The sequence below is a fragment of the Erysipelothrix rhusiopathiae genome (genome assembly GCF_900637845.1).
Lineage (GTDB): Bacteria > Bacillota_I > Bacilli_A > Erysipelotrichales > Erysipelotrichaceae > Erysipelothrix > Erysipelothrix rhusiopathiae.
In genome coordinates this window covers 520560-547191 of record NZ_LR134439.1, presented here as the reverse complement: position 1 = coordinate 547191, position 26632 = coordinate 520560, and the positions used below count along the sequence as shown (strand labels likewise).

Genomic DNA, 26632 nt, shown 5'->3' with positions numbered 1-26632 from the left:
ATAAAAGGCTTCCTTTCTTCATCCATAGACTTCCTATAAAATCAATAATTTGAAATGGTATCTATCATCAGTGGTCAGTACTAGAGGGTATCTTATGTTAGAAATTTTAAAATGAGGTAAATGCTATGAAGTTTGAGAATAAAAAAAAGAAATAGCTAACGAGGATTTAATCGTCCTTTTCCGAGGAAAACGGTAAAAGAACAAAATTATGAAATTTAGCAGATTCCTTATCTCAAGGATAATATTGTTTCTTTGGACAGTGATCTTGTTTTTATCAAATTTGGCGAAGTTAATAAAGTTATACTCCTCATAGAGTATTAATAGAGAGTTGTCGATCCTGAATACATTGGTAGAATTGAATTACTGATTCATGATTTAGATGAGGACTTTGAATACAAGTATTATATCTTTGATGATTTACTGAGTGAGACGGTTGATTGCTTTATCGAGAATTTGAAGGTCTAACGACTAAAAAGAACTATCTCCTGAATTGGGAACTGACCTAGTTCCGTGGGATAGTTCTTTTTTATCAATCTAAATTGACCTACTATAAATTACATCTGAAGTAGCTCTAATTGTTAAAATGTGTTAGATTGGCACTAATTCTTGTTTGATTTTCTGAATAATAAAACGCCAATCCCTGAAATTAAGAAGCCAACAACTATCAAACTAATTCTCGCAACTAGATCTACCGTTCCTAAATTACCTTGTATATTTAAGACTCTGTAAAAAATAACATCTGTAATAATAAAGCTACCTAAGGTACTTCCTCCTAAACCTGCAAGAGCAAAACCTAGAAATATTAAAAGAAATGAAATTGATTTTTTTTCAGTCATGAATTCTCCCCCTGCTTTTGTATCTCAATTATAAGCATCAATATAGAGAGTTTCAATAAACACTATCACCGAATAATTCAATCTTAACCGTAGATATCCACTTTGATTTTTTAGGTGATTGCTAGATTTACGGCTACATCAAGATATCAACTTTTTTATATTACTTCATCAGTTTTCTTGCTTCTTCTAGATCAATTTTTACTTTATGACCGTGCTTTTGCAACATATATAATAACTCTGAGCCATTAATTAAAGTGATCGGTTTATCTTTGGCAAATCCATATGAATCTGCACCATAATTCGAAGTCGTGACTAAGATGCCTTTATTGGCCCCCTCATTTAAGAGCGTCCCATATAAATCTCGAACGGCTGAAACCCCCACTACATTAGTATATCGCTTCGCTTGAATAATTATTTTTCCACCTTTTAGAGGATCTGGATCAAATGCGACAGCATCAACGCCACCATCCCTGCTTGCTTGTGTAATTTTGACTTCGCCACCATTACTGTTAAACTCTTTCTCAAATAATTCACGAATTAGATTTTCGAAATCCATCCAGTCTAAACTCGCTAAATTTGTATCATCATCCATAGTATTAATGATTTCATAGCCATCAACAAATCGATCGTCCTCTCTATTGATTCGCGCTATTGGAGCTACTGGAGTCAACGTAGTTAATTTTGTAGCAGATATCCCTTTGTTTTTTCTGAACCATTCCTTAGGATCAATGTTTGCTAGATTAATGATTTCAAAATCAGATTTTTTTACCTCTGTAGACAAGATGAAAGGCGAATGATTTAATCCAGTTGATAGATCAACCGTCTCTATAAATCCATTAATAATGACACTCTCTACATAATTATATCTGTTATCGGAAATAAATATTTTTTTAAAAACAACAAGAACTAAACTATAAATCACTTTTTCGTATAGTTTATCAATATACGTCTTTGAAAAAGCTACTTCTTTAAATTCTTTACGCGATTTAATATATTTAACTTCTTTAATGGTTGGTAGATCTTCGATAGTCGGGAGTTTTAAATCTACAATTAAATAATTTCCTTCCACATTATATTCTACGAAACTATCACGAGAATATTCGACTGGGAAAATTAGCTCATCAATAATTGATTGGAAGTATACCTCAATACTTTCCTGGTTTCCCTCAGAAAATTTTTCTCTTAATAAGTCTATGTTTTTGTTTTCTAATTCTCTTTCGTTATCATAGTTTAGCTTATCATGCTTCCATTTTTCAACAAGGCCCTCATATAAAGCAACTTTCGACTGGTATCGTTGCTCCTCATTTTCTACGAATTGCGACCATTTTTCAACATCAGCATTGAAGAGTTCTAAATTTTCATTTTGATTTCGCTCACGATTATCTTTACTTAATAATTTTATGAAACCGAGTTTTTTATTATATTTAAAATCACTTCGTTCTGGTTTTGGTTCTGGTTCTGGCTTTTGTGGTTTCACAGGTTTCTGAACATCAAAATTCTCAAAATTTTTTAATGTATCCCAATCAAATCCTCCAAAAAGAAAATCATTTTCCAGTATTGATTCCAGCATTTTTTGTTTTTCTTCTGCCTCATACGTTAGTGCAATGGCTTCTTCTTGATTATATGCATGTTCCTCTCGAACTTGTTCATTCATTAATCTCCGAGAGGCAACCTCTTGTTTTCGTCTCCACTCTTCGTCCCATTGGTTCTCTAACAGTGCAACTCTATTTTTTAACTCACGTCTGTTTGGTGCCTTAATGATTCTGTGTTTATTAAGCCCCTCATGTGTTACTGTTTGTCTATAATAATATTTAGTCATGTGCTTTCCCCTCATAGTTATAAACTTCTACAATCTACACTATCATATTTCTCTGTTTTATGCTCGGATAAATGGTCATTAATCAATCAATGCAATAAATAGCAAGAAACCGAAGCTTTTATTTAAGCATTTTCAAAGTAGTGAATAGACTCATTTTTCAAGGTCTTGATTCGTTTCAAAGCTTCATCGTACGAATTCCATTTAGTAATGTACTTTATGATTTACAAATAATGCATTTAAATCAGAATTATTTGTTATAATTTATCTAGTATACTTAACAAATTATGGGAGGGTATTATGAATAAGTCTATGGTAGCAATTAATAAATTTAGAGATGAACGAAATTGGCGACAGTTTCATAATGAAAAAGACCTGGCTATTTCTATCTCGTTAGAGGCAAGTGAACTTTTGGAACTGTTTCAATGGAAAACAGCAGACGAAGGTAAAGAATTCGTTAATGAAATTAAGGAAGAACTCGCGGACGTGTTAATTTATGCATATATGATGGCAGACAATATGAATCTCGATATCGATGAGATTATTTCAGAAAAACTTACTAAAAACGCGAAGAAGTATCCAATATCAAAGAGTTTTGGTAACAAAAAGAAGTACGATGAATTGGACAACGAAAAATAAAATGGCAAAATATAACTATATAGAATTAGATCTCAAAAATGGTGACATTCTCAATTTTGAGTCACTAAGAAATCCAGAAAAAAATATTTTAGAAAATGGTTACGTTGTATATATCTATAAAAGTAAACAGACTAAGCAAATCTATATTGGACAAACGAAACACTTTTTAACACGAAATAACCAACATTATTCCGGGAGTGAAGAAAAATTTGATAATGCTCAATTCAATCAAGCAATTATAGTGTTTTCTTCCTATTTTCATGGTTCTGCTTTAGATGATGTTGAGAATCAACTTATTACCTACTTCATGGCAGATTCCCCAAACGTTAAGAATCAAAAAATATACTTTGATGATCATGAGATTATCAACAAAACAAGCGGAAATAGTATAAACGAATATAACACACGTGAGAAAGTTGCATCGGAGGTTATTATCCCATTCTGGGAAGACTTATTCCGAAAAGGTTGGGTTAAAACACCGACACTTGAAACTTTAAAAAGTGAGGTTTTAGTTAAGTATAGCCCCATCAAAGAATTAACTGAGCAACAGATGAATTTAATCAATGAAATAGAATTGAATGAAGCCACAAGTTATGTAATTAATGGTGATGCAGGTACCGGTAAAACAGTTCTTCTTACCCATCTTGTTGCAAAACTATTAACAGAAAACAGTGATAAAAAAATAGCAGTTGTACTTCAACCAAATTGGATTAAGACAGCACGAGAAATCTTTAGTGTTTATGGTTTCAATAAACGCAATCTGACAATCGCGACATCGACACAGCTCATTAATAAGAGCGATACATATGACACAATCATAATTGATGAATCCCATAAGTTATCGAGAAAATTTTCAAAGCAGATGGCATCTTTTAATAGCGTCTATAAAGGAAAATTTCAAAACGATGAAAATCATCTGCAGTGCCTTCAAAAAAAAGGAAATCAGTTAATCTTAATGTATGATGCGCTTCAGGCAATTCGTCCAGCTAATATGACTCGTAATCAATTTGAGGATGCAACCGTCGATTTTGAAAAAAGGTACCTCAAAACCCAATTTCGTATACAAACTCCTAAAGGAAAATCATATACATCTGATGATTATATTAATGGCATTAAATATCTTTTATATAAGGATACAGGATTATTAGATCAGACAAATTTCAATCCCCATTTCGATAAGGGTGTTTTTATGGATAAAGACATCGATTCATATTTTGGTTATTTCGAAAATAACCCCTTGGAAAACTTAATCAATTGGATTGAAGAGGACCGAAATTTCAATAGTAATCATATAAATCGAATTGTAGCCGGTTTGGTTGAGCCTTGGAAACAGTCTCATGGAAAAGATTCTTCAATTAAACACTGGCATGAGAATGAAATTCACCGAAGATGGAATTCAACCCAAGAAAACTGGATTAATTCCAAGGACGAAGATGCAGAGGATCAAATCGGATCGGTTTTCGCCGTTCAAGGAATTGACTTGAATAAATGTGGTGTTTTAATTGGTAATGATCTTCAAATTGATGCAAACGGACATCTATTCGGAAATCCCGATAATTTTCATAATGTTAATGGTAAATTTTCTAAAAATGATTTTAACCCAGAAAATGAGAGAGAATTTACATTATTTGTGTTAAATATCTACTATGTCTTGATGACACGTGGAATTGATGGTATTCGTTTAGGATTTTGGAAGAACGAAGAGTTTAAATTATACATGAAGAAAACTTTAGAAATTTAAGTACAGCCTGGTAAACATTACAAAACATATAATATTTATAAGCTACAAAGATTAATAATAGACAACCGAATACACATTTACCATTATAGAGGAGCATATTATATGAAGAACGATTATTTAATTATTGACCTAAAAAACAAACCGGATCTTATTGACGCCGCAGCACTTTGGTTTCATTCGAAATGGGATGTTCCACAAGAAGCTTACCTTGAAAGTATGAACGAGGGTCTTAAGGCAAAGCATAGTGTCCCAAGCTGGTTTATTGTCACGGATCAGAATGAAAAAATTATCGCAGGTGTTGGTGTTATAGAAAATGATTTCCATACACAAGTTGACTTGACCCCGAATGTTTGTGCACTTTATGTCGAAGAAGAATATAGAAATAAAGGAATTGCAAAAAAGCTTCTTGATAATGTCTGTAAGAATTTATCCTTATCAAGCATTGATGAGGTGTATTTGATAACATCTCATACTAATTTTTATGAGCGATGTGGCTGGGAATTTTACGACATGATAGAAGAGAATGATGGTAATATGATTCGAATGTATAAACATAATAATGGACAATAGAAGTAATTGAGTGTTGATATTTAATAGAATGATTATTTATATATCCAGATGATTCATTTCGTTATCTAAGGAAAAAAAGAATTAGGCTGTGATTTATGACTCTCAAGATTGTATAGGGTTCATAAATCAAACTTAATTCTTTTTTGTATTATTCTAGAATTAACGGTTTAATATATTCCTCGATAAGATTTACTCTATCGAGTACTGAAGGTTTGAAATAAGAAGTAATCGCTATAACAACTTTGTTTTCTGAATCAAGATAGAGAATATTTCCGCTATCACCAATAGCTGCATAAATATTTTTCTGGGTATCAAGAATCCACCATAAATAACCATATTGGCTATTTTGGAAGCGTTCTAGAGGACAACTTGTAGGTTCAACAATTTCCTCTATCCATTTCGTTGAAATGATTTGTTTCTCTTGATATATTCCTTTATCTAAGCATAAATTACCAATTTTTACCATGTCTTTTGCAGATAAGCATAATCCGTATCCTGCTGTAGCAACATTGACAAGATCACAAAGCCAAATGTTTTGTTTAGAATTTTTTTTCATAATAAATTCCTTATGCTACTCTGCTGTTTTCACATAATAATTATTATGACTAGTTATTCCGATAAGATTAAATAAATATTTATTTGCAAACTCAACAGTAGAAATCTTACTAACTTGATATAACAGTCCTGTAAATATATGCAAACAAACTGTTTGATAATTAAACACCTCTGTAAAACCTTCTCTCCCGCCTAGAAAGTCTAAAGAAGCCTTAGTCCAGTCTTCACTTGAGCAGACTTTCGTCCAAGGATTGCCTTTACATTTGTATGGGGCTTTCATTGTGAGCAGGTGCTTGATTGTTACATCATATATTGTTTTTCATTTCGTTTTACTGTATATTCAGGAAAATAATCCAATACTTTATCGTCGATACTTTTAATGAGTCCCTGGTCTACGGCTATTCCAACGAGTAAAGATACATTGCTTTTTGTTGCTGATGCAATATGGCAGGTGTCATTCTTTTTTTAATGATTCCATTCGTTAGAATAGACCTCTTTGCCATCTCTATATGCAACAACTTGGCAAATATTAGGATGATTCGTTCTTATAAAAGTATTCAACGCTTCTTTTTTCATAGACAAAACCTACGCTTTCTTCTTTAAGCGTAATTCGATTTAAAATATATTTCAAGATTATTTTTTAACCACTACTTCAATGGCTACTTATTAATAAAGTTTTGCTAACTCCTAGTATCGATCATTTTTGCCAGTAACGGATAATTGGCTTTTATTTCTTCGCCATCAGTAAATAGAGAGTTAAGTTTGTAATTTTGTCACACATCAAAAAAAACTTCCATGATGGAAGTTTAAATAAAACTAAAATCTATTAAAAATATTCTTAAGAATTAACAACACTCTCCATAAGTGGTCTTCGTATTAAACTGAATAAATATAAATTTGACAAGGGTTATGTTCATCCCATAAATCAGTTATGACCTCAAATTGATCAAAGCCTAAAGATTGATAATATGAATTTGTTTTATCATATGAATCATAATATCCACTTTGTACAGTTTTAACTTGAATATACTTATAGTTATCCTTTTTAGCCACATCAATCGCCTCTTCAAATATCAATCTACCAATACCATGTCTATGATAGTTTTCTAATACACCACAAACATATATTTCTAGTACTACGTCACTTGTTGGTTTTAATGCATAAAAACCAATAACTTGCCATTTATATTTTTATAGACAAAAAAAGTACAATCAGATACGTTAGCAACATACTCATTTATTGAATCTTCTAAGCCAAACCAGAGAGATAACTCATTCAACATTTTTTCTGTAATTTCTCGTTTTAAAGACGATTCTTCTATATATTCAATCATTTGTACCCTCTTTTCTTTTTAACAAATCAATCAATTCTCGGAATACGAACTACATTCTTTAAAACCTTTTATATTTTAAATTACTACTTATTTCTCTTATTATAGCATTAAAAATGTTAGTAAAAGTTTTCAGAAATGTTAACATGAAATTTCGGAAATTATTGTTTACCTACTAATCTAGAAAACAAGATAATTTATGAAGTATACTTTATTAATTATCGTTCACTAAAGCCCCTCAAATGATTGATTTTCATTCTAAAAAAAACAAATTAAAAAGTCCACAATTTAGTGGACTTTTTAATTTGCAAATATCTAAAGTACTACTCCCACTCTGCTACACAAATTTAATAAAATTTATCTATAATAGGGATTACAGGCACATTTGATTCTACTTTTATCCATATTCTCCTCATTATCAGTTTTTGTAGACTTTTTGATATCAATTTGACATCAATTCGCTATAATCAAAATTGATAGAGATATATCATCCTTCAATACCTTACCATTAACGATAAATTTCAAAGACTATCCATCACTATGATTTCTTATTCCTTCTATTTGTCCATAAAGTTTTTTTCTATAGAAACGATCCCTTATCTATGAATGGAATGGACATTAATATGTTTACACTATTATTGTTTTGCTTCCTAAATACTAATAAATCTTAGGAAATTTTAACCTGATTCAAATCATAATCAATACTCAATGATTGAATTCCACTTATTGAATTTCTTAAAAATGTTATAGCCTGACCATATGTCTTAAAACATGTTTTTGCATAACCCTCAATAGGCTTTCATTATATTGAATAATTATAATGCTCATTAGTTTCATAATCATATAAACTAATCAAATTATTTCTTACATCCCCACTAAAATGATATCCACTTCCAAAATCATATAAACTATATTTGTTTTCCGATGAAGAGCTTCCACTAATGTGACACCCTCTACTATTATCATAAACATTGATTCTTGCTTCGCTTATTTTACCTGATACATTTATATGATCGGAAAGTGTAAAACTATACACGCTGGAATGATTTATTCCTCTAACTAATTTGTACACAATAAATGCAATAACTGCTCTTTGATTTTCTATCATGATTGGCATCTTCTGCTTTCTTTTAAGATCTATTAATACTTTATATTTATTGCAACATTACCCATTCTCTAGTTTTTGATCGTGCTTCTTCAAAAATATCACTCTTTTTAGTTAATGTCGCTGGTGAATCTATAGTTAAATGCGGTTTAATAACATCTCGTGATAAATAAATAGCATTTCTAATTAGCTCAGCCGTAGAATATTCTTTTCCCCTTGTGTCTAACGATTCCTTTAATGATTTACATACATTTAAGAGTAAAATATCAGCTGTATTCATAAATAAATATTCATTAATTGATACTATAAGGTTCTCTTGTTCAATGTTTAAATACTCACTAAACTCCTCATTTAATTCGTTTCGTCTCATTTTTCTATACTTAGTTATAACAAGTGCTATTTCACTGTACATATCAAATGACTCAATTACTCTATCCGCAGTAATATTACTTAATATCTCATTTATGTTATCAGTCTCAAATAACGCTCCTTTTCCTCTTTTTGATAATGAAGCTAAGCTGTCGATCCAATAGCCTGAATAGTATTGAATCATATCTTCTAGTTTTATTTGTTTCAACATTGAGTCAATCGTTTCGCCGAAGGCTACCTTATAATTCCGCTCGTTTTTTTGTCTTTCTAAGTAGTATCCCAACGGTTTCAAGTCATCTTGCAAGTCTCTTATAATTGAGTGATTCGCAATAAAGTAGCTACCCTTAATTGAATTTTGAGAATTCAAATAACTAGTAATTCTTGATCTTTCATCGTAATCAGCAATTACAATTACTCTAAATAGTAGTGAAACATTTTCGTGAAGTTTCCCTTCCTTATAAACTTGATATAATGAGTTCACCGTTTGACATCCATTTACTATAGAAGCTCCTTCAAGACTCAAAGTTAAGGAGTTTGGACTATTTACCGCGTGATCACAAATAAAAACAATACCATTGTTATAAAAATAAAACATATCCGAAAAATTTTCATCAGATGCTGTTTCTCTAATTTGATCATTAACAGAACTATTGTTTTCCAACAATCGAATATTTTCATCAAAAATAGTTAACATTTTATCCTCAATAGACTCAATTAGTTTTATAGCATCGAGCACTCCTACAAACGAGTTAATAACTCCTGTGCTGTATGCTTGCTGCGCTATTTTATATGGTACATCTGCCTTTACTGAGGTTGTTCTTGTCTTTTTTTCAAATAAATTTGAAATTGTCAATTTATCTATATACTCAATTTCCATTGAAGACCCAGTCTCTCTTATGAAGCTTTCTTTGTAAGACTCTACTTGTTCTTTATTATTTACCACACCATTATTAAAAGAAACAAATACAATTTTAAATTTTTCAATAAAAACACCCTTTAGGCGATCTTTAAACTCTTTAAATTTATTATTAGAATTATCCATCTCCAGTTTCCCTCTAAGAATATCAAACCCACTCAAGGTTTTCAGAATATCAGAGAGACTAATTTCTTTATCGAGTTGATCCGGATTATTAGGAAACTTAAATTGAAACACAGTTAAACTTTTGTTTTCTTCATCACAGATTATTGAATCTATGCCATTATCTCCACCTCCATCAACTATTGATTCCGCGATTTCTTGATCTGTAAAATCATACATAGATTGTAAGAACCAGTGATTGAAAGCCATAGACTTATTTAAATAGTCTTCTTCCATTTGAATTTTTTCAACAAGATCTGAGATTTTGTTATAATATTGTTCATACTTTGTTAGCATTTCTTACCTCCTTTATATTTTACATTGTATGTGTTTTCATTAATTAAAGCAACTCGTCATTGATTGCCTATTTTTTCAGAATAGTATTTCTATAAAAAAGAGCACCGCGGTTAAGTGCTGCTCTCTGAATTGGGATAATCAAGGGACACTTTATCCCACATTATACTTCTTATACTTTTTAATACCTACAATGTAGTTCTAAAAACCCTTGATTTACTATATATTTCAATTTATACTTACTCCCACTCTGCAACAGAATCTTAGTACAGTTTATCTAAGGGCCTATTTAAAGGCTATTATCACTCTGTTTTTCTCGACATTATCTCTATTATCTGATTTCGAAAAAATTTTGACATCACTTTGACATCATTAAACAGAATACCAGACATTTCACTTTTAAGAAAAACTCAAGATTCTAAATATCTGGGGTCTAAAATATATTTTAAAATTCATATATTATTCCATCTTTGTATTTATAAGTTTAAAACATTTGTTTATACTGTCATTTTCAAAGTAAGAACATTCATTAAAATATTAGCTCGTTAATCTTTCACAGTTGCCATTCTCCGGATAAACCACTATCACCAATTATTGAAATGTACGACGCTATGATATATTGTTGATTCATTAATTTAGTTTCCTTAATATATTCGGCCTGAGAATATGTCAGATCAACGATACATGGAATACCTACTTCAATATCTAATAAAGTTACCTCTTTGTAACTATCATCTATATCTATTTCTAAAATTTTGAAAATTCGTTTTCTTAGCAAGAATTTACTTCCAGATATTGTAAAGTCAATATCTTCATTTTTTAGCATTGAGTTTCTTAAAACTCTTTCAATTTCATCTTTATTTTATTTTAATGTTACGTATGAAAATAATGGATCAGCTTGTTCATAAAAATTTCTAATTATTTCTTTAAATGAATTTAAGTTTTTTAATGCTGTCTGCTTAATATCTACTTCATTCATTTGTTTGAATTTATCGCTATAATGAATACAATTATTTCTTGCTATTCTTATGAAATCGAGCTTTCCTGCCACATCAACTGTTATAACCTTACTAGTTTTAAGTCTAGTTATTCTAGTTTTTTCATTGTTTACATTCTCTCTTGAAATATTATTAATTTTGATGAGCTTTTTACAAAACTCCTCTGAAACAAGCCCTACAATTGATATACATCCTAAATAAAATCCATATGCATATAACAGCTCTGCTTCATCTAGAATTAAAGCTAAGTGTTTTTCAATATTCAATGATCCTATGTCAGCAACCTCATATAATCGATTTATAATTTCTTCTTTTTGTATGGATGTGTTCGTCATCAAATTATTCATGAGTAATTTTTTATCTTCCTCTATTTCTGCTTCATTCTCTTTTTTATGATTTGATGATTTTCTAAAATCTACATAACTCATATTGACCTCCTGTGCGTATGTAATTCATTTATTATCTTCTATTTTGATATTTTTCTCTAATTTCTAAAATATCAGTACCAGTTTCCTTATTACCGAGTAAGTTATTTACTTCCGGTTTTCCTGTCGCAATCCAGTGAGCTATCTGTGAAGCCCCGTCCACCCAACCATTATTTGTACCCGAGTCATTTTCTTTTTTATATTCAATATACTCAAAAACCTTCTTTGCTAAGAAAAAGTCTTATGCTTCCTTGATTAATTCTTTAGTCTTGTTTAACTCTTTATTGTATAAATCATAGTATATTTCTTCTGCATTTCTTCTTAGATTTTCTTTTCTTTCATTTTCTTCTCGTTCTAATCTAATTTTCCGTTCTTCTTCACTGATTTCATACATCGCGATGATGATTTCCATTATTTGATCTAAGATTGAATTTTATCTTTTTCCCAAAGTCTATACTTTAACTCCGAATCATATTTACTTGATTCTATCAGAAGTACCAATCTTCCATCGTATACGTAATCCTCTTTTCGAATTCTCGGTTTATTATACCACTCACTCTTTGTCCATTTATAGAGTTTTTTTGTTCTGGAGTTGTCAAACAAAAGTAGACATTAATAAAAGACTAGAAACCCTTATCCATTTTATATTGGATAGGGGTTTTGTAATTTAAACAGTAAGCAGGTCTTTCAAAATTATAATAATGTACATATTCTTCGATAAAATTTTCAAAGTTATCTACGGACCAGTATTGATAATCACACGCCATTTCTGCTTTAATCCATCCATTTAATGATTCGATAATTGGATTATCTGTAGGTGTTCCAGCTCGCGACATAGATCTAATTATGTTATAATTTTCATGCGCTTTAGCGAAAGCTTTAGAGTGGTAGACAGCTCCTTGATCCGTGTGAAGAATCGTGGGAGCTGTTTTTTTATTATTCTTAAGTAGCGCAAGGAGATCCTCGAGACACTTGTAGTAAGGCTTAGGATCACCAGTTGTACGCGATAATGCAGAACTTATAATTTCATTGTTGAAGATATCAACCATTAAGGTCCATTCATAATTAATCCCTTTGTTTCGAATATGTGTTATATCTGAAACAATAATTTCTAAATGTTTGGTTGCCTTCCATTGATTCTTTATAATATTAGGATAAATTCGACTTTGCGTTCCAGGTTTTTTATAGGAATAGTGTTTAACTTTTGATTTAATATTTAAAAACTTGCAACACTTGTGGATTAAATTATCGGAAAATTCAATCCCTAAATCACTTTGCTTTCTCATGACTGCAGCGATATCATGATAACCATAACTTGGAAAACGGCGATGCCAGTCTTTAATCACAAAGCTAAGAATCGCTCTTTTTGTGTTCATAAATATTGAGATCATCCTTATGCTTTAACCACTTGTAATAACCAGATCGGTTCAAATTCATAAATCTAAGAATGAACGTAATCGGATGTTTAAAAGATAAGTCATGTGCTATTTGGAATTCTTGTCTTTTAAAGTAACGTACTCCTTGTTTACACCAACTCCTTTCACCTGGTACCCTTTTTTTAATCGTGCAATCTCAATATCTCGTTTTAGAATTTCGAGTTGAAGTCGTTCGATCTCAGTTAATGATTTACTCGTATGAAGCGCAGAAAAATGATTTCCTGTCTTTTTCTTGTTTTTTAAACCCTCTTTACCATCGCGCATGAATCGATCAATCCATCCATTAATCGTTCCTTTAGGTATTCCTGTTTCTTGTGATAGTTTCGCAGCACTTATATGTTCATCAACATGACGTGCAACGACTTTAATACGATCCTCCTAAGTCCATTTATTATTTAATCCACCTTTAGGTCTTCCCATCATTAATACCTCCGTTTTATCTCTGATTTTATTATTACACAAAAAAAGTAGACAAGTCTTTTTACTTGTCTACTTTTAGTTTACTACTCCACTAAATTGTGGACTTTTTAATTTACAAATATCTAAAGTACTATTCCCACTCAATTGTTGCTGGTGGTTTTGAAGTACAATCATAGACGATGCGGTTAATTCCTTGAACCTCATTTACGATACGAACTGAGATTTTTTGGAGAATATCCCATGGGATACGTGCAAAGTCTGCGCTCATTCCATCAATTGATGTTACGGCACGGATTGCAAGTGTGTAATCATAAGTACGTTGATCACCCATGACACCCACACTTCTTAAGTTTGTTAGTACTGTAAAGTATTGCCAGATTTCACGGTCAAGACCGGCTTTCGCAATTTCTTCACGGAGAATGTAATCACTCTCTTGTACAATTTTAATTTTTTCTTCATCGACAGCACCAAGAATACGGATTGCGATTCCAGGTCCTGGGAATGGTTGACGGTGAACGATATGTTCTGGTAATCCAAGAACAAGTCCTAATTTACGCACTTCATCTTTGAAGAGTGTATCAAGTGGCTCAATCAATTTGAAGTCCATATCTTCGGGTAATCCACCAACATTATGGTGTGATTTAATTGTTTGAGCGGTCTTTGTTCCCGATTCAATAACATCAGTATATAAAGTTCCTTGTGCTAACCATTTCGCATCGCGAAGCTTTTTAGTTTCATCTTCGAATACGTAAATAAATTCGTTACCGATAATTTTACGTTTTTTCTCAGGATCATCAACACCTGCAAGTTTGTCTAAGAAACGACGTTGTGCATCAACTTTGATTAAATTCATCTTAAAGTGATCTTGGAATACTTCAACTACACTGTCAGCTTCCCCTTTACGGAGTAGACCATGGTCTACAAAGATACATGTGAGTTGATCGCCGATTGCATGGTGTAAAAGTGCTGCAACAACAGCAGAGTCAACACCACCTGAAAGCGCACAGATAACATGTTCGTTACCTACTTTTTCACGGATGATTGCAGTTTGTTCTTCAACAAAGTGTTCCATATCCCAGCCAGTTTCAGCTTTACATACGTTAACTACAAAGTTTTCTAACATTTCAATACCGTTTTCAGTATTGCGTACTTCAGTATGGAATTGGATTCCATATTGTTTCTTTTCATCATTACCCATCATAACGATGTCTGTATTTTCTGATGAAGCATATACATCAAATCCAGCAGGAACTGCTTTAACTTGATCGCCATGGCTCATCCAAACATTGTATGATGATGGTAATCCTTGAGTAATTGGGTTGTCTTGTTTTACTTCAATCGGTGCTAAGCCGTATTCACGTTTTGAATGTGATTCAACTTTACCACCATTTTGGTGCGCCATAAGTTGCATACCATAGCATACACCTAAAATTGGTAATCCAAGTTCAAAAATTTCTTGATCAATGTGATATGCATTATCTGCATACACTGAGTTGGGTCCACCGGATAAAACGATACCAGCGATATCTTTATCTGCGCGGATTTCTTCAGCTGTAATCTCATTATCTAATAATTCACTGTATACGCCTAAATCACGAATACGACGAACAATTAACTGATTATACTGTGACCCAAAGTCTAAAACAATAATCTTATTTGCCATGATAATTTGGTGCCTCCTTCACGTTGTCAACATCGTGAGGGTGACTTTCACGAAGTCCTGCGCCTGTGATTTTCACAAACTGCGCTTTTTGGTGCATTTCTTCAATCGTTCCGCAACCACAGTAACCCATTCCAGAACGTAATCCACCAAGCATTTGATAAATAACATCACGAATTGATCCTTTAAAAGGAACCGTCGCTTCAATACCTTCTGGTACAAGCTTCTTCAATTCAGAAACGCCACCTTGGAAATAACGATCACTTGAACCACGTTGCATCGCACTTAATGATCCCATTCCAACATAACCTTTAACCTTTTTACCAAATACTTCCATTACTTCACCAGGTGTTTCTTCAGTACCCGCAAGTAACCCACCTAGCATAACACAACTTCCACCGGCTGCAAGTGCCTTTGCAATGTCTCCGGATAGTTTAATACCACCGTCGGCAATAACACCCACACCATATTGGCGTGCTACAGAGTAAACATCGTTTACAGCAGTCAATTGGGGAACCCCAACACCTGCTACAACACGAGTTGTACAGATTGATCCAGGACCAACACCAACTTTAATGACGTTAGCGCCCGCATAGATTAGATCTGTTGCTCCCTGTGCAGTAACAATATTACCACCAACAATATCTAATTCTGGGAATTCGGCACGAATCATACGTACTGTGTCAATAACACCTTGTGAGTGTCCATGAGCACTATCAACCGCAACGATATCCACACCTGCATCTACAAGTGCACGAACACGCTCTAATGATGATTCGCCAACGCCAACTGCAGCACCTACACGTAGGCGTCCTTGTGGGTCGATGTTTGCATCCTCGAATGATGATTCAACTTCAGTTTCTTTAACGGCTTTAATCATTGCAGCTTGAGCTTCTACAGGCATGTTTTTGTGTACAAATCCCATACCGCCCAATTTCGCAAGCATGATTGCCATGGCATCTTCAGTAACAGTATCCATTGCAGCTGAAACAATAGGGATGTTCAGTGTAATTTTATCCGTTAGACGCGTTTGTAATTTAACTTGAGCTGGCACAACTTCTGACTTTGCAGGAACTAAAAGCAAGTCATCGAATGTGTAAGCTTCTTTAATTACTTTACCATTCATCATATTCATCTACCTCCATAAACTTATGGTATATTATACATAAAAGAACGCTAATATGAAAGCAAAATGTGCTAAAATAGTGAATATGGAAACTAAAAAAATAAAACTCGCGATTTTTGACATTGATGATACCCTCATCAAACGCGGAAAAGTCAAAATAGAATCAACAGCAGTTCAAGCAATTAACGATCTTAAAGCGAAAGGAATCGAAGTGATGATTGCGACCGGACGTGCTTTTTACTTCATCCATGATGATATCCACGAAACGATTAATCCTGATTACTATGTCACAATTAATGGAGCGTGTGTCTATGATCATAATAAGGATGTAATTTTTAATGTGCCAATGATACGAAGTGAGGTCAATGCAATTATTGACTATTGCAATCACCACGACATTGGTTTAGCTATGAAGATGCAAAAGGATATGCGTGTCTATCGAAATCTTGAAATATTTCAAACAGTTTATATGCAAGGCAGTGAAAAACAAGACATTCTTGTGGATTATACAGATGCTAAGTCTATCGAAGAAGGCGATGAAGTCCCTATGGGTCTCTTTTTAATGGGTGATGAAGCTCTGATCGAAGCCTCAAAAGCGCTATGTCCAGATGGTCATTACGCTAAAGCCTATGCCGATGCCTATGATATATATTCAAACCGTGCTGGTAAAATAGCTGGAATCGGAATTGTTTTAGACCGTCTTGGATTAACATGGGATGAGGTCATCGCATTTGGTGATGCCGCCAATGACCTTACAATGCTTGAAATGGCTGCTATTGGGGTTGCCATGGGTAATGCACCCGAACATGTTAAGGAAGCAGCAGACTATGTCACAACTGATATTTTAGATAACGGCATCTATAACGCAATTCATACATTATTCTAAAACGCCGTACCCGGCGTTTTATTGCTTTCAAGGGGGATCTATGAAACCAACACTTTTTACACTTTGCCTACTCCTTTTATTAAGTGGGTGCCACAAAGAAACAAAACAGTATTCGAAAACAGAAGGGTCAATTGGCTCGGATGTCTTAGAAGTTGAGCACCTCGAAAACGTGGTCGTACCTGAACTTTTACAGCGCTACCAAAACATCAGTGTCGTTGATACGCAACCCATTGAGGAAGCCATTCTTGAAGAGACGGAAACAGAAGATGATTCGGATTCGAATTTAGAACAAACGGATATTTCTTCCTATGGCATCAATTATAATTATAGTGGCGACAAACCCGATCTTTCTCACCCAATGATTGCAGGCATGCCTAGCAAACTGCGTCAATATTTCTATGCATTTCGTCGTGGTTATCACGAAGTTCCTGAAGGTTCCTACGCGTATGTTATGCCACATGAACCATATATCTATTTACTTCAAGATTGGATGATTATGGATACAGAAAGCATGTATCATGAGATGGCTCATTTATACGGATTTGCTACAGGTGTTCATGATACTTTAGAATGGGAAGAAATCTATTTGCAAGAATGGCAAGATGGTACCTATGGCTCCACAAACACTTATGAAGCCTTTGCGGAATCGGTAGCCGGATATTTTATCACACCGGATCTTCTGTATGGAAAACCCCACTCAAGCGCTTATGTAGATCAAATTTTTAAAGATTCCGAAAAACCGATTATCCCTCAAGGGGCTCATTAATCCTTTTTAGTAGACACAGTTGTTTTTAAATCAACGCTAAGGCGCATAATAGCCTCCTTGTTGAATGAAAACGGACAGCGAAGGAACTAACATGCTTTGAATCCGTTTGATGCATGCGAGTCCTTTATGGACACGAAAAGGAAAGTGAAATGATGGTTCAGGTAAAACAACTGTGTCCATTTCTAAATTAACCCGCACTTAAAAACCCCCTAAAAAAAATATCATTACAAATAAAAAGCCTTATTCCATAAACATGGATAAGGCTTTTTTGTTTAATTTAAAATATCGCTTTGTTTGATTGAATCTACAAACATATCAATTCTATTAGATCTCAGTACCAATTCCTAATTCGCGTGCTTTTTCATAAATCTTATGAGCCACAACAACATCAAGAACAGCAGTTCCTACAGACTTGAAGAATGTAATTTGATCATCACTTTGACGTCCTTTTGAAGCATCAAGTGCTAAGGTACCCATTTCCACAAAGTCTTCTTTTGTTTTTAGATTTTGTTCAAGAGCACTCAAGACATCCCCAGCTTCTGCAAAAACACCATCAAATGTATCAACCACAACAACATCTGCTTTCGCAATCGCTTCAACAGGAACTTCTTTCATTTCAGAAGTATAAGCACCCACACCATTAACGTGAGCACCTGGTTTCACAAGGGAACCATCAAATACTGGACGTTTTGATGTTGTAACTGCAGTAATAATATCCGCATTTGAAATGGCTGCATCAACATCTTCAACTAAATAAATTTCAGTATTGTATGACGCAAATTTTTCATTCATACGTGCTACAAATTTTTCCGCAAATTCACGGTTAAGATCCACAACACCCACACGGTCTAAATCACGAACAACAAGCATCGCTTCTAGTTGAGATTCCGCTTGTCCACCTGCTCCAATTAAAACTGCTTCTTTCGCATCCGCACATGCAAGGTAATCCGTTGCCGCACCTTGAACAGCACCCGTTCTTAATTGTGTTAAATATGTACCGTCGATCATGGCACAAACTTCACCCGTTTCCCCATCAAGAAGCACCATTTGTGCAGGTACTGCTGGTTTTCCTAGACTTGGATTATTTGGGAACACTGAAACAATTTTAATACCTGTAGTATTTAACTCTGAAACATAAGCAGGCATAAATAAGTTTTGCCCATTTTTCGCATCAATATTTGTACGAAGGGGTACTGTTGTACCACCTTCTGTATACATGCGTAACGCTTCTTTATCCGCTTCAATTGCTTCTTTCATTGAAAATATATTTTCGATATCACTCTTACTAATAACTAACATCATAGCCTCCTAGTTTGCTTCTACCAATTTTTTTGATTTAAAGAACTCTTCATAAATCATGCTTGCTCCACTATAAAGTAGAATTCCCGCTACAAGCCATTGTAACATACTTACATCTAACGACTTCACAAGGAAAACCGCAATAAGAACCCCTAATACTCCAAGTGTTGAAGTGAAAAGCGTAATCTTACGGCTGTATTCACCAAATTTAATAAATTGCATACTTCCAACAGGAACTGAGAATGTTGCAGCACCCATCATAATTGGGAAGGCAACCCCTGGGTTAAGACCCATTCCATAAACTGTAACCATTGTTAATGCATAAGAACCAATACCAATATTATTTAAAGCACCGAAGATAAAGATTAAAACTGCAGTCACAACAAGTTTCACGCCATAAAGTCCAGTAGCCGTTCCACCTGATGGAATAATATTCATTTTACCTGCAACAATTAATGTTGATGCAATCACAAGTCCGATACCAATAAACTTACGGATTAACTCTACCGGTAATTTCACAACAAAACGTGGTCCGACATAAGCACCTAAAATTTGTGCTCCAATACATACAAGTAAAGTAGTAAGATCGACTTGAATTCCAGAGATGTATGATAATGCCATTACCGCTACCGGTAAAACACATTGTGTATTAAGCGTACCTGGTAAACGTTTGTCATCTACCCATTTTAACTTACGGTATAAAACAGTTGAAATCGCAAAGTCTGAGATTCCAAATGTTGATAAGAAGAACATAATAAATGATGAGATTGCAAGACCTACAGTTGGTGCAGGTTCTGCTTTTGTTTCTTCACGGTGAGCTAATAAATCCATAACAAATTTCACTAAGAAGGTTCCGTTAATTAAAACGATTGCTCCTAAAATTATTCCTAACATAATGTTTTCTCCCTTAGAATAGTGTTTTTATTTTGAGTAAATCGGGTCCAAATTCTTTCTTCGCTTCTTCATCTAACGCATCAATCAATCTTAAACAATACGCATCATGACGCACATTCTCTTTAGCTAAAAACACCATACTGGGTGCTTTTGTCCACAAGACCTCTACGTTTTGCGGCTCTATATGACCAAAGATGAGTGCTTCATCATCGACAACAAGATTGATCCAACGACAACCACGGTTTTCCGCTAACATCGCTTCCTCAAAACCATGGGCGTAAACGTGTTTTAAATCCACATCGTAGTTCTTATCCTTGCTGTAAAGAATCACGACAAGATTTCCTGAGCGTGCTTCAAATTGCTTAAGTTCATCATAAATAAGCGGTAAATCTTCTTCCCAAACTTGTAAAAGAATTGTTGATTTCGCATCAGAAATCAAACGGCGGCATCGGTTAAAGACATTCTCATAACCTTTTAAACTCCACAACTCCGTTGATTCAATCTTATGACTAAAACGTTGCAATTCATGCGATACATCTCCAAGACGATCATTCATCTGATATTTGAAGTTATCAATAACCTCTTGAATATCCACTGCACTGTAATGGACCGGATCTGTTTGTTTCGAAACCAATACAGCACCTTTGTCTCTAAGGCTCTCGAGTATGTTATACACCTTAGAACGGGCTACCCCTGATAATTTACTGGCTTCATATCCCGTCATGGGATTGTTTTGTAAAAGCGTTAAATAGACTTTTGACTCTGATTCTGAAAAGTTTAAACTCTTCAACAATGAAACAGCTTTTTCCATTGAATCACCTCATTTTTTGTAGTAGCTACTTACAGGTACTATTATAGTCATCGTCATGAATTTTTGACGAGCGTTTCAACACCCAAAAACCATGAAATTTATAAAATCCAGGAGAAAACACTCAAAATACACCTTACTTTGTGAAATACATAGCAAGGTTCTACAATAAACTTCATAGTTTCTTCACGGACAAACGTAAAAAAAACTGGTTTCCCAGTTTTCAATTTGTCGCTAATTGATTATTTTCGACGTTTTCCAAGATATTTAAGAACAAGCGATACCAAGACACAGGCCATCGCAATGTATAAATACCATTGTTGTTTTGTAAAGACTCCAATAAACACAAATATCAACGAAGCAATGCTTAACGCAAGTGATGCGATTTCAGTTTTCTCATTCGCCTCTGCTTCCTTTACGACAGCTTGTTTTAATTGTTTTTTACTTACATGTTCTCCAGGAACACGATTTTTCTTCTCACGTGATTTACGACCCATGATATGTCCTCCTCATTTAAAGTTACCCATCTACATCAGACCAACTAGGTGATGCACACACTACATTTTAAACACTTAAAGACTTTATTTCAATTCATGTTGACATAAGAAAAACTACACTGGGTGTAGTTTAATCAGTCATTGCCCATTCCGGTAACACATTCCCACGGCGAACTAAAATTCCTTTTTGATAATCCGTTTGATTAATAAAACGAATGGTTTCAAGTTCTTCCGCTTCGGTACAACCCCATAACAATTTCACTTCTAAATCTCTCTTTAAAATATCAGCGACAATCATCACAGCGTCTGCACTTGAACGTTTTAAACTCCCCTTAAATACCTTGATTTGATCTGTATCTTCAAGATACCCATAATCAACGGGATACACCATATTCATATACTTAGGATGGTGAGACCCTTTGACTTGAGAAATTACTACATTTGTTGATAATACGAGTGAATCGATTTTCTGCCAAAAATAACCATTGTTTAATAATTCCTGCATGTACATCATCCTTATCTCTCTACTGGTGATATTATAACCTTTGTTTCATAAAATGTAAATATATGATATTTTTCATGAAAAATGTTTACAATCAATCACACTTTACTCAAACTGTGATTTTCAATCCTGCTTCACTTTACCGGCATGACCACAAAAAAACATGGATCTTAAGATTCATGTTTTTCTGTTTAATTAACGTTTGATACGCATAATTCGCATTGCATTAAGAACTGCAAGAATACTTACACCAACATCCGCAATAACGGCCATCCACATTTTCGCAAGTCCTAAACTACCAAGTACAAGGACTAGAATCTTAATAACCATAATCAAGATAATGTTCATGTATGTAATGCGTTGCGTTTTCTTCGCAATATCAATGGTTTCAAGAATTTGATGCGGGTTATCATTCACTAAGACAACATCTGAATATTCAATTGCGAGATCATTTCCGACTGCTCCCATTGAGAATCCAACATCACTGAGTCCTAATACTGCTGCATCGTTCATTCCATCCCCAGCATAAGCCAAGGTTGCATTGCGTTCTGCTTTGATTTTTGAAAATTGAGAAACTTTATCTTCTGGGAGTAATTCCCCGTAAGCATCATCAATACCCATATCTTTGGCGACACGGTCCACAACACTTTGACGGTCTCCACTTAACATGATGCTGAAGATATGACGTTTATGTAAATCTTGGATTAATTGTTTACTGTCTTCACGCAGTGTATCATCCAATTCAATACCACCAATTAAGACCTCATTTAAGACAACAAGTACCGAAGTCATGTCACTTTCATAACTGCTTACATCATAACCTTCTTCTTTTACGTTTTTAAGCGATCCTACAAAAACAGGCTCACCATCCCAAAGTCCTCGAATCCCTTTACCAAACACTTCTTTAACTTCCGAAACACGTTCTAAGTTTACAGGCTTGTCGTATGCATTCACAATCGCTTTCCCAATTGGGTGATTTGAATACGATTCTAAATGTGCTGCAATTTCTAAAACGTCTTCACGTCCTGAAACATTGGTAACGACGAGTTCCCCTTTGGTAAGCGTTCCCGTCTTATCAAAGACAACACCATCAACTGCTGCGAGCGCTTCAATCGATTCGCCACCTTTAATTAAGATACCCGATTTACTTGCGCGACCAATCCCTGCAAAATAACCAAGCGGAATGGACAGAACTAAAGCACAAGGACAACTGATTACCAAGAAGACGAGACCACGGTAGATACCATCATAGGCTACCCCTGTTGTTATACCGACATAAAGCATAATCACAAGCGCGAGTACAAATACGATTGGTGTATAAATACGTGAGAATTTCGTCATAAAGATTTCTGTTTTCGCTTTATTATCTGAAGATGCTTCAATCAGCGTTAACATCTTCGAGATTGTGGAATTTGAATATTCTTTTGTTACTTCCACTTCAATTGGAGATGAAAGGTTAATCGATCCCGAAAGAATCGTATCCCCTTCAAAAATGTTTTCAGGCATCGACTCACCGGTTAGTGATGACATATCGAATGTTGTATTCCCTGAAACTACAAGTCCATCTAAAGGAACTTGATCTGAAGGATTAATGCGAATGCGATCACCAACTTGAACCGCTTCACACGCTACAATTTCCTCAACCCCATCCACAAGTTTGCGTGCAAACTGAGGACGTTTATTCAAGAGGGCTTTAATCGAAGCACGGGAATCATCGACAGCTTTATGTTGGAAATACTCCCCAACACTGTAGAAAACCATAACACCCAAGGCTTCTCCGTATTCACCAATGGCAAGTGCTCCAAGTGTAGCCACCGACATCAAAACATTTTCATCAAAAAATTGTTTTCGTGATAAACCACTGACAAAGGCTTTAAGGACTGGCCATCCAACTACAAAATAAACCCCAATTGTCACGATATTTAACCACGGTGCGTCCATAAATAGTCGTAATGCAATGATAAAACCACCCAACCAAATAAAGGGAGACATCCCTGCATCACCATGATCATGACCTTTATGCTCATCTTTAGGATGCTCTTGAAGACCGCCTTCTAAACTGACACCGATGTTTTCAATACTCTGGATGGAATGGGTTACATTCTTTACAAATTCATCATCCACATCAACACCTTCTTTAATTTTCAGTTTTGCTTTTCCTAAAACAACATCAACGCGTGCATCTTCAATATAGTCTTGTTTTTGAAGCTCACGTTCAATTTTACCGGCACAATCGGCACAGTGTAAGCCATCCAATTCAAATTTAACTTCTTTTATTGTTTTCATCGTTTACTCCTTTACGTGATCGAGTGCTTGACTAAAGATTTGCATTACGTGACTGTCTGCGAGTTGATAGTAAGCATTTTTTCCAACTTTTGAACTTCTTACAAGATTCATTTTTCGAAGTGATGCCAACTGATGTGAGACAGCAGATTGCGTCATACCAAGAATTTCCGCTAAATCATCAACACAAACCGTTTGATGTGACAAGATCGTAAAGATTCTTAAACGGGTTGGATCGGCGAACATTTTAAATAGCATCGATAAATCAGTATATTCATCTTCGGCTAAAAGTGTTTCTTGAAGAATTTTAATTTCATCGTGTTCTAATTCTTTTTGATTCATAATCGGGGTTCCTTTCATATGAGTAGTTGTTCATGTGTTCATATTATACGTTGCTTTATTTAAAATCACAAGCCCAAAACGGAAAAAAGTGGCGATGCCATTCTTTCGCATCACCACTTTTTTAAACTGTTTCTAAATCCCCTAAACGCTTAATGATATCTAAATCATGAATGCGTTTCTTTCGTGTTGCATAATGTTTGATCATGCCTAAGTCCTTACCGTTTAATAATTGAATTTGTTTTGATTCCGCAAGACTTCGTGCTTCTTCTGTATAATCTGCATTTGAAAGAATAACATGTGCATCTGCACGATCATAATAGGGAGAAGTTAAGCCCTCCATCACAGATTGTTGATCGACACAAGACTTCATATACAGAATACGAACATAATACGTAAAGCCATCTGCACGATAGAGCACCATCTCCGATGGGTTCACTTCTTGATCACGTCCCAACACCGTATAACAAAACTTACTGAGCAAGTCTTTAGTATACTGGTAAAACTGTAAATCAGTTTTTATATGAGCACATGCAAGGTCTAAGGATTGATCACGTTCTTTTTCTTCTTCATAAGCTTGAAAGGAATCCGCATATTTTAACTGATAATCTTTAAAGTATGCCTCATAGTTTTCAAGTTGTCTTAAAATCCAAATAATGTCTTTTGTTTTTGTCATTGTAATCAGCGAACCACGGCGAATGCACGCATGCACAATTGGACGTGTAATACTCTCATGTGCACACTCTGGATTTTTCGCATAATATTCCAGCCAAATACAAATGTTATCATGAAGACTCTTCTCAGGATCCACAACCACATCATTAAAGATGGATCGACCGTCTTGATCATATTTGCTATGATAAAAATCATTCACAAGATAACGGTATTCAAATTGAACCCGAATTCCCGGTAAAGGATCTAATGCATAGATTTCATGTGTTTCATGATAAACCCCAACTACAGAATCGGTTTTAAAACACGCTTCCGATAAAATCTTATATAAAGGATGACGTGCATCCAAAGTCATTGCAATGCGTTCAAAGAATAGAAGTTTTGAAATCGCAATGGCGCTCGCAATGGTTACGAAAACTGTATTTACACGTGTTGTTCGGAAAAAATCAGACGTTCCTCCCGGTAGTTCAATCGACTCATTTAAAAGATAATCACTGAGACGATGAATCTCCAAGAAGCGATTATCAAACATACTTTTCGGACCATTAAAGTTATAGCGATCATTTTCAATTTCTTTATTCAAACGATTCCAATCAGATGGATCTAAGATCCACTGCGTTAAAGTAATTAAATAACGGACATCCAAACCCTTTAAAAAGTTTTCATAGGTATCAAAGTTTAGACTGTGACTATAAACATTTTGAATACATGTATCAATGCGGATTGGTTTTACCAGCTTAGCTTGGTTTTCCACTTGACGTTGAATATCCAGTATTTTAGATATCTGACACATCGTTTGGTATGACTGTGACTCCAGTGCATTACGAAACGCTTGTTCTTCGGTAAAATGAGTTTGTTGTTTCACAGGACGTTTGGGACGAACACATTTCCCGGGCCAACGCCACCAATTTAAAATTCCTAAACCAATACTCCAAACAATAATAAGTCCCATGTAGATGTAGTATAAGTCAAAGACGCGTAAAACAGAATATGACAAAATCCACATGATGACGGATAAAGACGCTAATGCAAGTAAAATTTGTCCTGGGATACACATACAAATCTCATATTTCTGACCGAGTTTGGTTAATTCACCACTGATCATAAAACCCAGAATCATTAACATTAATCCCAAGCCATGCATTTGAATCGATATCTCAAGTTTTCCTGGTGCGAGGAAATAAAAACATGCACCTAAAGCAAGAATTGCTCCGGCTAAAAACACAATAAAGCCAAGAAGCATCTGAAACCTCTTAAAAATCTTCATAGAATTCCCCTCTTCGTCCT

At 34.4% G+C, this 26632-nt stretch carries 27 protein-coding genes and 1 pseudogene; 5 read left to right on the top strand and 23 right to left on the bottom strand.

All coding sequences use genetic code 11. The features are described 5' to 3' along the window. Positions 1 to 599: 599 nt before the first annotated feature. Positions 600 to 836 (bottom strand): hypothetical protein, encoded by a 237-nt coding sequence (locus EL194_RS02610; protein WP_003774995.1) that lies wholly within the window; start codon positions 834 to 836, stop codon positions 600 to 602. Positions 837 to 996: 160 nt separating this feature from the next. Next, the gene (locus EL194_RS02605; RefSeq protein ID WP_051009465.1) at positions 997 to 2655 is read right to left on the bottom strand and encodes a restriction endonuclease; all 1659 of its coding nucleotides are present in this window, start codon (positions 2653 to 2655) and stop codon (positions 997 to 999) included. Positions 2656 to 2952: 297 nt separating this feature from the next. Between EL194_RS02605 and EL194_RS02600 the strand changes: the two genes are divergently transcribed. The 3 genes from EL194_RS02600 (at position 2953) to EL194_RS02590 (ending at position 5602) form a co-directional block, all read left to right on the top strand. Next, the gene (locus EL194_RS02600) at positions 2953 to 3291 is read left to right on the top strand and encodes a nucleotide pyrophosphohydrolase (RefSeq protein WP_003774992.1); all 339 of its coding nucleotides are present in this window, start codon (positions 2953 to 2955) and stop codon (positions 3289 to 3291) included. Then, complete coding sequence (locus EL194_RS02595) at positions 3269 to 5032, top strand: DUF2075 domain-containing protein (RefSeq protein WP_003774989.1); 1764 nt, start codon at positions 3269 to 3271, stop codon at positions 5030 to 5032. Before EL194_RS02600 ends, EL194_RS02595 begins: the two co-directional genes overlap by 23 nt. 102 nt (positions 5033 to 5134) lie before the next feature. Continuing rightward, on the top strand, positions 5135 to 5602 hold the full coding sequence (locus EL194_RS02590) for a GNAT family N-acetyltransferase (protein WP_003774986.1): 468 nt from the start codon (positions 5135 to 5137) through the stop codon (positions 5600 to 5602). Positions 5603 to 5750: 148 nt separating this feature from the next. Here the strand turns inward: EL194_RS02590 and EL194_RS08635 are convergent, their stop codons facing one another. The 13 genes and pseudogenes from EL194_RS08635 to guaB all read right to left on the bottom strand — a co-directional run bounded on the left by EL194_RS08635 (position 5751) and on the right by guaB (position 16402). After that, positions 5751 to 6158 carry a serine hydrolase domain-containing protein gene (locus EL194_RS08635; protein WP_003774984.1) on the bottom strand — a complete coding sequence of 136 codons (408 nt, stop codon included), beginning with the start codon at positions 6156 to 6158 and terminating at the stop codon, positions 5751 to 5753. Positions 6159 to 7033: 875 nt separating this feature from the next. Continuing rightward, the gene (locus tag EL194_RS02580) at positions 7034 to 7285 is read right to left on the bottom strand and encodes a GNAT family N-acetyltransferase (protein WP_232013002.1); all 252 of its coding nucleotides are present in this window, start codon (positions 7283 to 7285) and stop codon (positions 7034 to 7036) included. Positions 7286 to 7311: 26 nt separating this feature from the next. Next, positions 7312 to 7491, bottom strand: coding sequence for a hypothetical protein (locus EL194_RS02575; protein WP_003774976.1), 180 nt, complete (start codon positions 7489 to 7491; stop codon positions 7312 to 7314). 799 nt (positions 7492 to 8290) lie between these two features. Further along, entirely contained in the window at positions 8291 to 8596 is a 306-nt protein-coding gene (locus tag EL194_RS02570; protein WP_034886730.1) for a hypothetical protein, read from the bottom strand. A gap of 46 nt (positions 8597 to 8642) precedes the next feature. Then, a complete protein-coding gene (locus EL194_RS02565) occupies positions 8643 to 10337 on the bottom strand; it encodes an AIPR family protein (protein ID WP_003774971.1) in 1695 nt (564 codons plus the stop codon). A 550-nt stretch (positions 10338 to 10887) separates the two neighbouring features. Then, a complete protein-coding gene (locus EL194_RS02560; RefSeq protein ID WP_003774969.1) occupies positions 10888 to 11160 on the bottom strand; it encodes a hypothetical protein in 273 nt (90 codons plus the stop codon). 36 nt (positions 11161 to 11196) lie between these two features. Continuing rightward, positions 11197 to 11760, bottom strand: a complete 564-nt coding sequence (locus tag EL194_RS02555; protein WP_003774967.1) for a hypothetical protein — start codon at positions 11758 to 11760, stop codon at positions 11197 to 11199. 238 nt (positions 11761 to 11998) lie between these two features. Next, complete coding sequence (locus EL194_RS08550; protein WP_003774961.1) at positions 11999 to 12169, bottom strand: hypothetical protein; 171 nt, start codon at positions 12167 to 12169, stop codon at positions 11999 to 12001. 211 nt (positions 12170 to 12380) lie between these two features. After that, entirely contained in the window at positions 12381 to 13133 is a 753-nt protein-coding gene (locus EL194_RS02550; protein WP_003774960.1) for an IS3 family transposase, read from the bottom strand. A 108-nt stretch (positions 13134 to 13241) separates the two neighbouring features. Then, positions 13242 to 13457, bottom strand: a complete 216-nt coding sequence (locus EL194_RS02545; protein WP_003774958.1) for a hypothetical protein — start codon at positions 13455 to 13457, stop codon at positions 13242 to 13244. 21 nt (positions 13458 to 13478) lie between these two features. After that, positions 13479 to 13529: pseudogene (locus tag EL194_RS08730) on the bottom strand (hypothetical protein); the annotation flags it as partial. A gap of 214 nt (positions 13530 to 13743) precedes the next feature. Next, positions 13744 to 15276: a glutamine-hydrolyzing GMP synthase gene (gene guaA, locus EL194_RS02540; RefSeq protein ID WP_003774956.1), complete on the bottom strand. Its 1533-nt coding sequence runs from the start codon at positions 15274 to 15276 to the stop codon at positions 13744 to 13746. Further along, positions 15266 to 16402, bottom strand: a complete 1137-nt coding sequence (gene guaB / locus EL194_RS02535; RefSeq protein ID WP_016357387.1) for an IMP dehydrogenase — start codon at positions 16400 to 16402, stop codon at positions 15266 to 15268. The genes guaA and guaB overlap by 11 nt, the downstream gene beginning before the upstream one ends. A gap of 82 nt (positions 16403 to 16484) precedes the next feature. Between guaB and EL194_RS02530 the strand changes: the two genes are divergently transcribed. Together EL194_RS02530 and EL194_RS02525 are read left to right on the top strand one after the other, a co-directional pair. Next, positions 16485 to 17285: a Cof-type HAD-IIB family hydrolase gene (locus EL194_RS02530; protein WP_232012994.1), complete on the top strand. Its 801-nt coding sequence runs from the start codon at positions 16485 to 16487 to the stop codon at positions 17283 to 17285. Positions 17286 to 17325: 40 nt separating this feature from the next. Continuing rightward, entirely contained in the window at positions 17326 to 18051 is a 726-nt protein-coding gene (locus EL194_RS02525) for a hypothetical protein (protein WP_003774951.1), read from the top strand. Positions 18052 to 18375: 324 nt separating this feature from the next. Here EL194_RS02525 and EL194_RS02520 read toward each other — a convergent pair whose 3' ends face one another. The 8 genes from EL194_RS02520 to EL194_RS02485 form a co-directional block, all read right to left on the bottom strand. Next, positions 18376 to 19350, bottom strand: a complete 975-nt coding sequence (locus EL194_RS02520; protein WP_003774945.1) for an ornithine cyclodeaminase family protein — start codon at positions 19348 to 19350, stop codon at positions 18376 to 18378. 9 nt (positions 19351 to 19359) lie between these two features. Then, positions 19360 to 20244: a sulfite exporter TauE/SafE family protein gene (locus tag EL194_RS02515; protein ID WP_003774944.1), complete on the bottom strand. Its 885-nt coding sequence runs from the start codon at positions 20242 to 20244 to the stop codon at positions 19360 to 19362. Positions 20245 to 20257: 13 nt separating this feature from the next. Next, the gene (locus EL194_RS02510; protein WP_003774943.1) at positions 20258 to 21055 is read right to left on the bottom strand and encodes a TrmB family transcriptional regulator; all 798 of its coding nucleotides are present in this window, start codon (positions 21053 to 21055) and stop codon (positions 20258 to 20260) included. A 239-nt stretch (positions 21056 to 21294) separates the two neighbouring features. Next, positions 21295 to 21549, bottom strand: a complete 255-nt coding sequence (locus EL194_RS02505) for a hypothetical protein (RefSeq protein WP_003774941.1) — start codon at positions 21547 to 21549, stop codon at positions 21295 to 21297. Between the two features lie 130 nt (positions 21550 to 21679). Continuing rightward, positions 21680 to 22054, bottom strand: coding sequence for a hypothetical protein (locus EL194_RS02500; protein ID WP_013853249.1), 375 nt, complete (start codon positions 22052 to 22054; stop codon positions 21680 to 21682). Positions 22055 to 22246: 192 nt separating this feature from the next. After that, positions 22247 to 24337: a heavy metal translocating P-type ATPase gene (locus tag EL194_RS02495; RefSeq protein WP_003774936.1), complete on the bottom strand. Its 2091-nt coding sequence runs from the start codon at positions 24335 to 24337 to the stop codon at positions 22247 to 22249. A gap of 3 nt (positions 24338 to 24340) precedes the next feature. Next, positions 24341 to 24676: an ArsR/SmtB family transcription factor gene (locus EL194_RS02490; protein WP_013853252.1), complete on the bottom strand. Its 336-nt coding sequence runs from the start codon at positions 24674 to 24676 to the stop codon at positions 24341 to 24343. A 121-nt stretch (positions 24677 to 24797) separates the two neighbouring features. Next, complete coding sequence (locus EL194_RS02485; protein WP_034886729.1) at positions 24798 to 26612, bottom strand: restriction endonuclease; 1815 nt, start codon at positions 26610 to 26612, stop codon at positions 24798 to 24800. Positions 26613 to 26632: the final 20 nt, after the last annotated feature.

Coding starts and splice junctions, on each gene's coding strand:
- EL194_RS02510 (WP_003774943.1), bottom strand. CDS start 21,055: ATGGAAAAAGCTGTTTCATTGTTGAAGAGTTTAAACTTTTCAGAATCA.
- EL194_RS02600 (WP_003774992.1), top strand. CDS start 2,953: ATGAATAAGTCTATGGTAGCAATTAATAAATTTAGAGATGAACGAAAT.
- EL194_RS02605 (WP_051009465.1), bottom strand. CDS start 2,655: ATGACTAAATATTATTATAGACAAACAGTAACACATGAGGGGCTTAAT.
- EL194_RS02560 (WP_003774969.1), bottom strand. CDS start 11,160: ATGCTAAAAAATGAAGATATTGACTTTACAATATCTGGAAGTAAATTC.
- EL194_RS02500 (WP_013853249.1), bottom strand. CDS start 22,054: ATGCAGGAATTATTAAACAATGGTTATTTTTGGCAGAAAATCGATTCA.
- EL194_RS02575 (WP_003774976.1), bottom strand. CDS start 7,491: ATGATTGAATATATAGAAGAATCGTCTTTAAAACGAGAAATTACAGAA.
- EL194_RS02495 (WP_003774936.1), bottom strand. CDS start 24,337: ATGAAAACAATAAAAGAAGTTAAATTTGAATTGGATGGCTTACACTGT.
- EL194_RS02565 (WP_003774971.1), bottom strand. CDS start 10,337: ATGCTAACAAAGTATGAACAATATTATAACAAAATCTCAGATCTTGTT.
- EL194_RS02505 (WP_003774941.1), bottom strand. CDS start 21,549: ATGGGTCGTAAATCACGTGAGAAGAAAAATCGTGTTCCTGGAGAACAT.
- guaA (WP_003774956.1), bottom strand. CDS start 15,276: ATGGCAAATAAGATTATTGTTTTAGACTTTGGGTCACAGTATAATCAG.
- EL194_RS02610 (WP_003774995.1), bottom strand. CDS start 836: ATGACTGAAAAAAAATCAATTTCATTTCTTTTAATATTTCTAGGTTTT.
- EL194_RS02545 (WP_003774958.1), bottom strand. CDS start 13,457: ATGCGCGATGGTAAAGAGGGTTTAAAAAACAAGAAAAAGACAGGAAAT.
- EL194_RS02490 (WP_013853252.1), bottom strand. CDS start 24,676: ATGAATCAAAAAGAATTAGAACACGATGAAATTAAAATTCTTCAAGAA.
- EL194_RS02570 (WP_034886730.1), bottom strand. CDS start 8,596: ATGATAGAAAATCAAAGAGCAGTTATTGCATTTATTGTGTACAAATTA.
- EL194_RS02530 (WP_232012994.1), top strand. CDS start 16,485: ATGGAAACTAAAAAAATAAAACTCGCGATTTTTGACATTGATGATACC.
- EL194_RS08635 (WP_003774984.1), bottom strand. CDS start 6,158: ATGAAAAAAAATTCTAAACAAAACATTTGGCTTTGTGATCTTGTCAAT.
- EL194_RS02550 (WP_003774960.1), bottom strand. CDS start 13,133: ATGAACACAAAAAGAGCGATTCTTAGCTTTGTGATTAAAGACTGGCAT.
- EL194_RS02555 (WP_003774967.1), bottom strand. CDS start 11,760: ATGAGTTATGTAGATTTTAGAAAATCATCAAATCATAAAAAAGAGAAT.
- EL194_RS08550 (WP_003774961.1), bottom strand. CDS start 12,169: ATGGAAATCATCATCGCGATGTATGAAATCAGTGAAGAAGAACGGAAA.
- EL194_RS02590 (WP_003774986.1), top strand. CDS start 5,135: ATGAAGAACGATTATTTAATTATTGACCTAAAAAACAAACCGGATCTT.
- guaB (WP_016357387.1), bottom strand. CDS start 16,402: ATGATGAATGGTAAAGTAATTAAAGAAGCTTACACATTCGATGACTTG.
- EL194_RS02595 (WP_003774989.1), top strand. CDS start 3,269: ATGAATTGGACAACGAAAAATAAAATGGCAAAATATAACTATATAGAA.
- EL194_RS02525 (WP_003774951.1), top strand. CDS start 17,326: ATGAAACCAACACTTTTTACACTTTGCCTACTCCTTTTATTAAGTGGG.
- EL194_RS02520 (WP_003774945.1), bottom strand. CDS start 19,350: ATGTTAGTTATTAGTAAGAGTGATATCGAAAATATATTTTCAATGAAA.
- EL194_RS02485 (WP_034886729.1), bottom strand. CDS start 26,612: ATGAAGATTTTTAAGAGGTTTCAGATGCTTCTTGGCTTTATTGTGTTT.
- EL194_RS02515 (WP_003774944.1), bottom strand. CDS start 20,244: ATGTTAGGAATAATTTTAGGAGCAATCGTTTTAATTAACGGAACCTTC.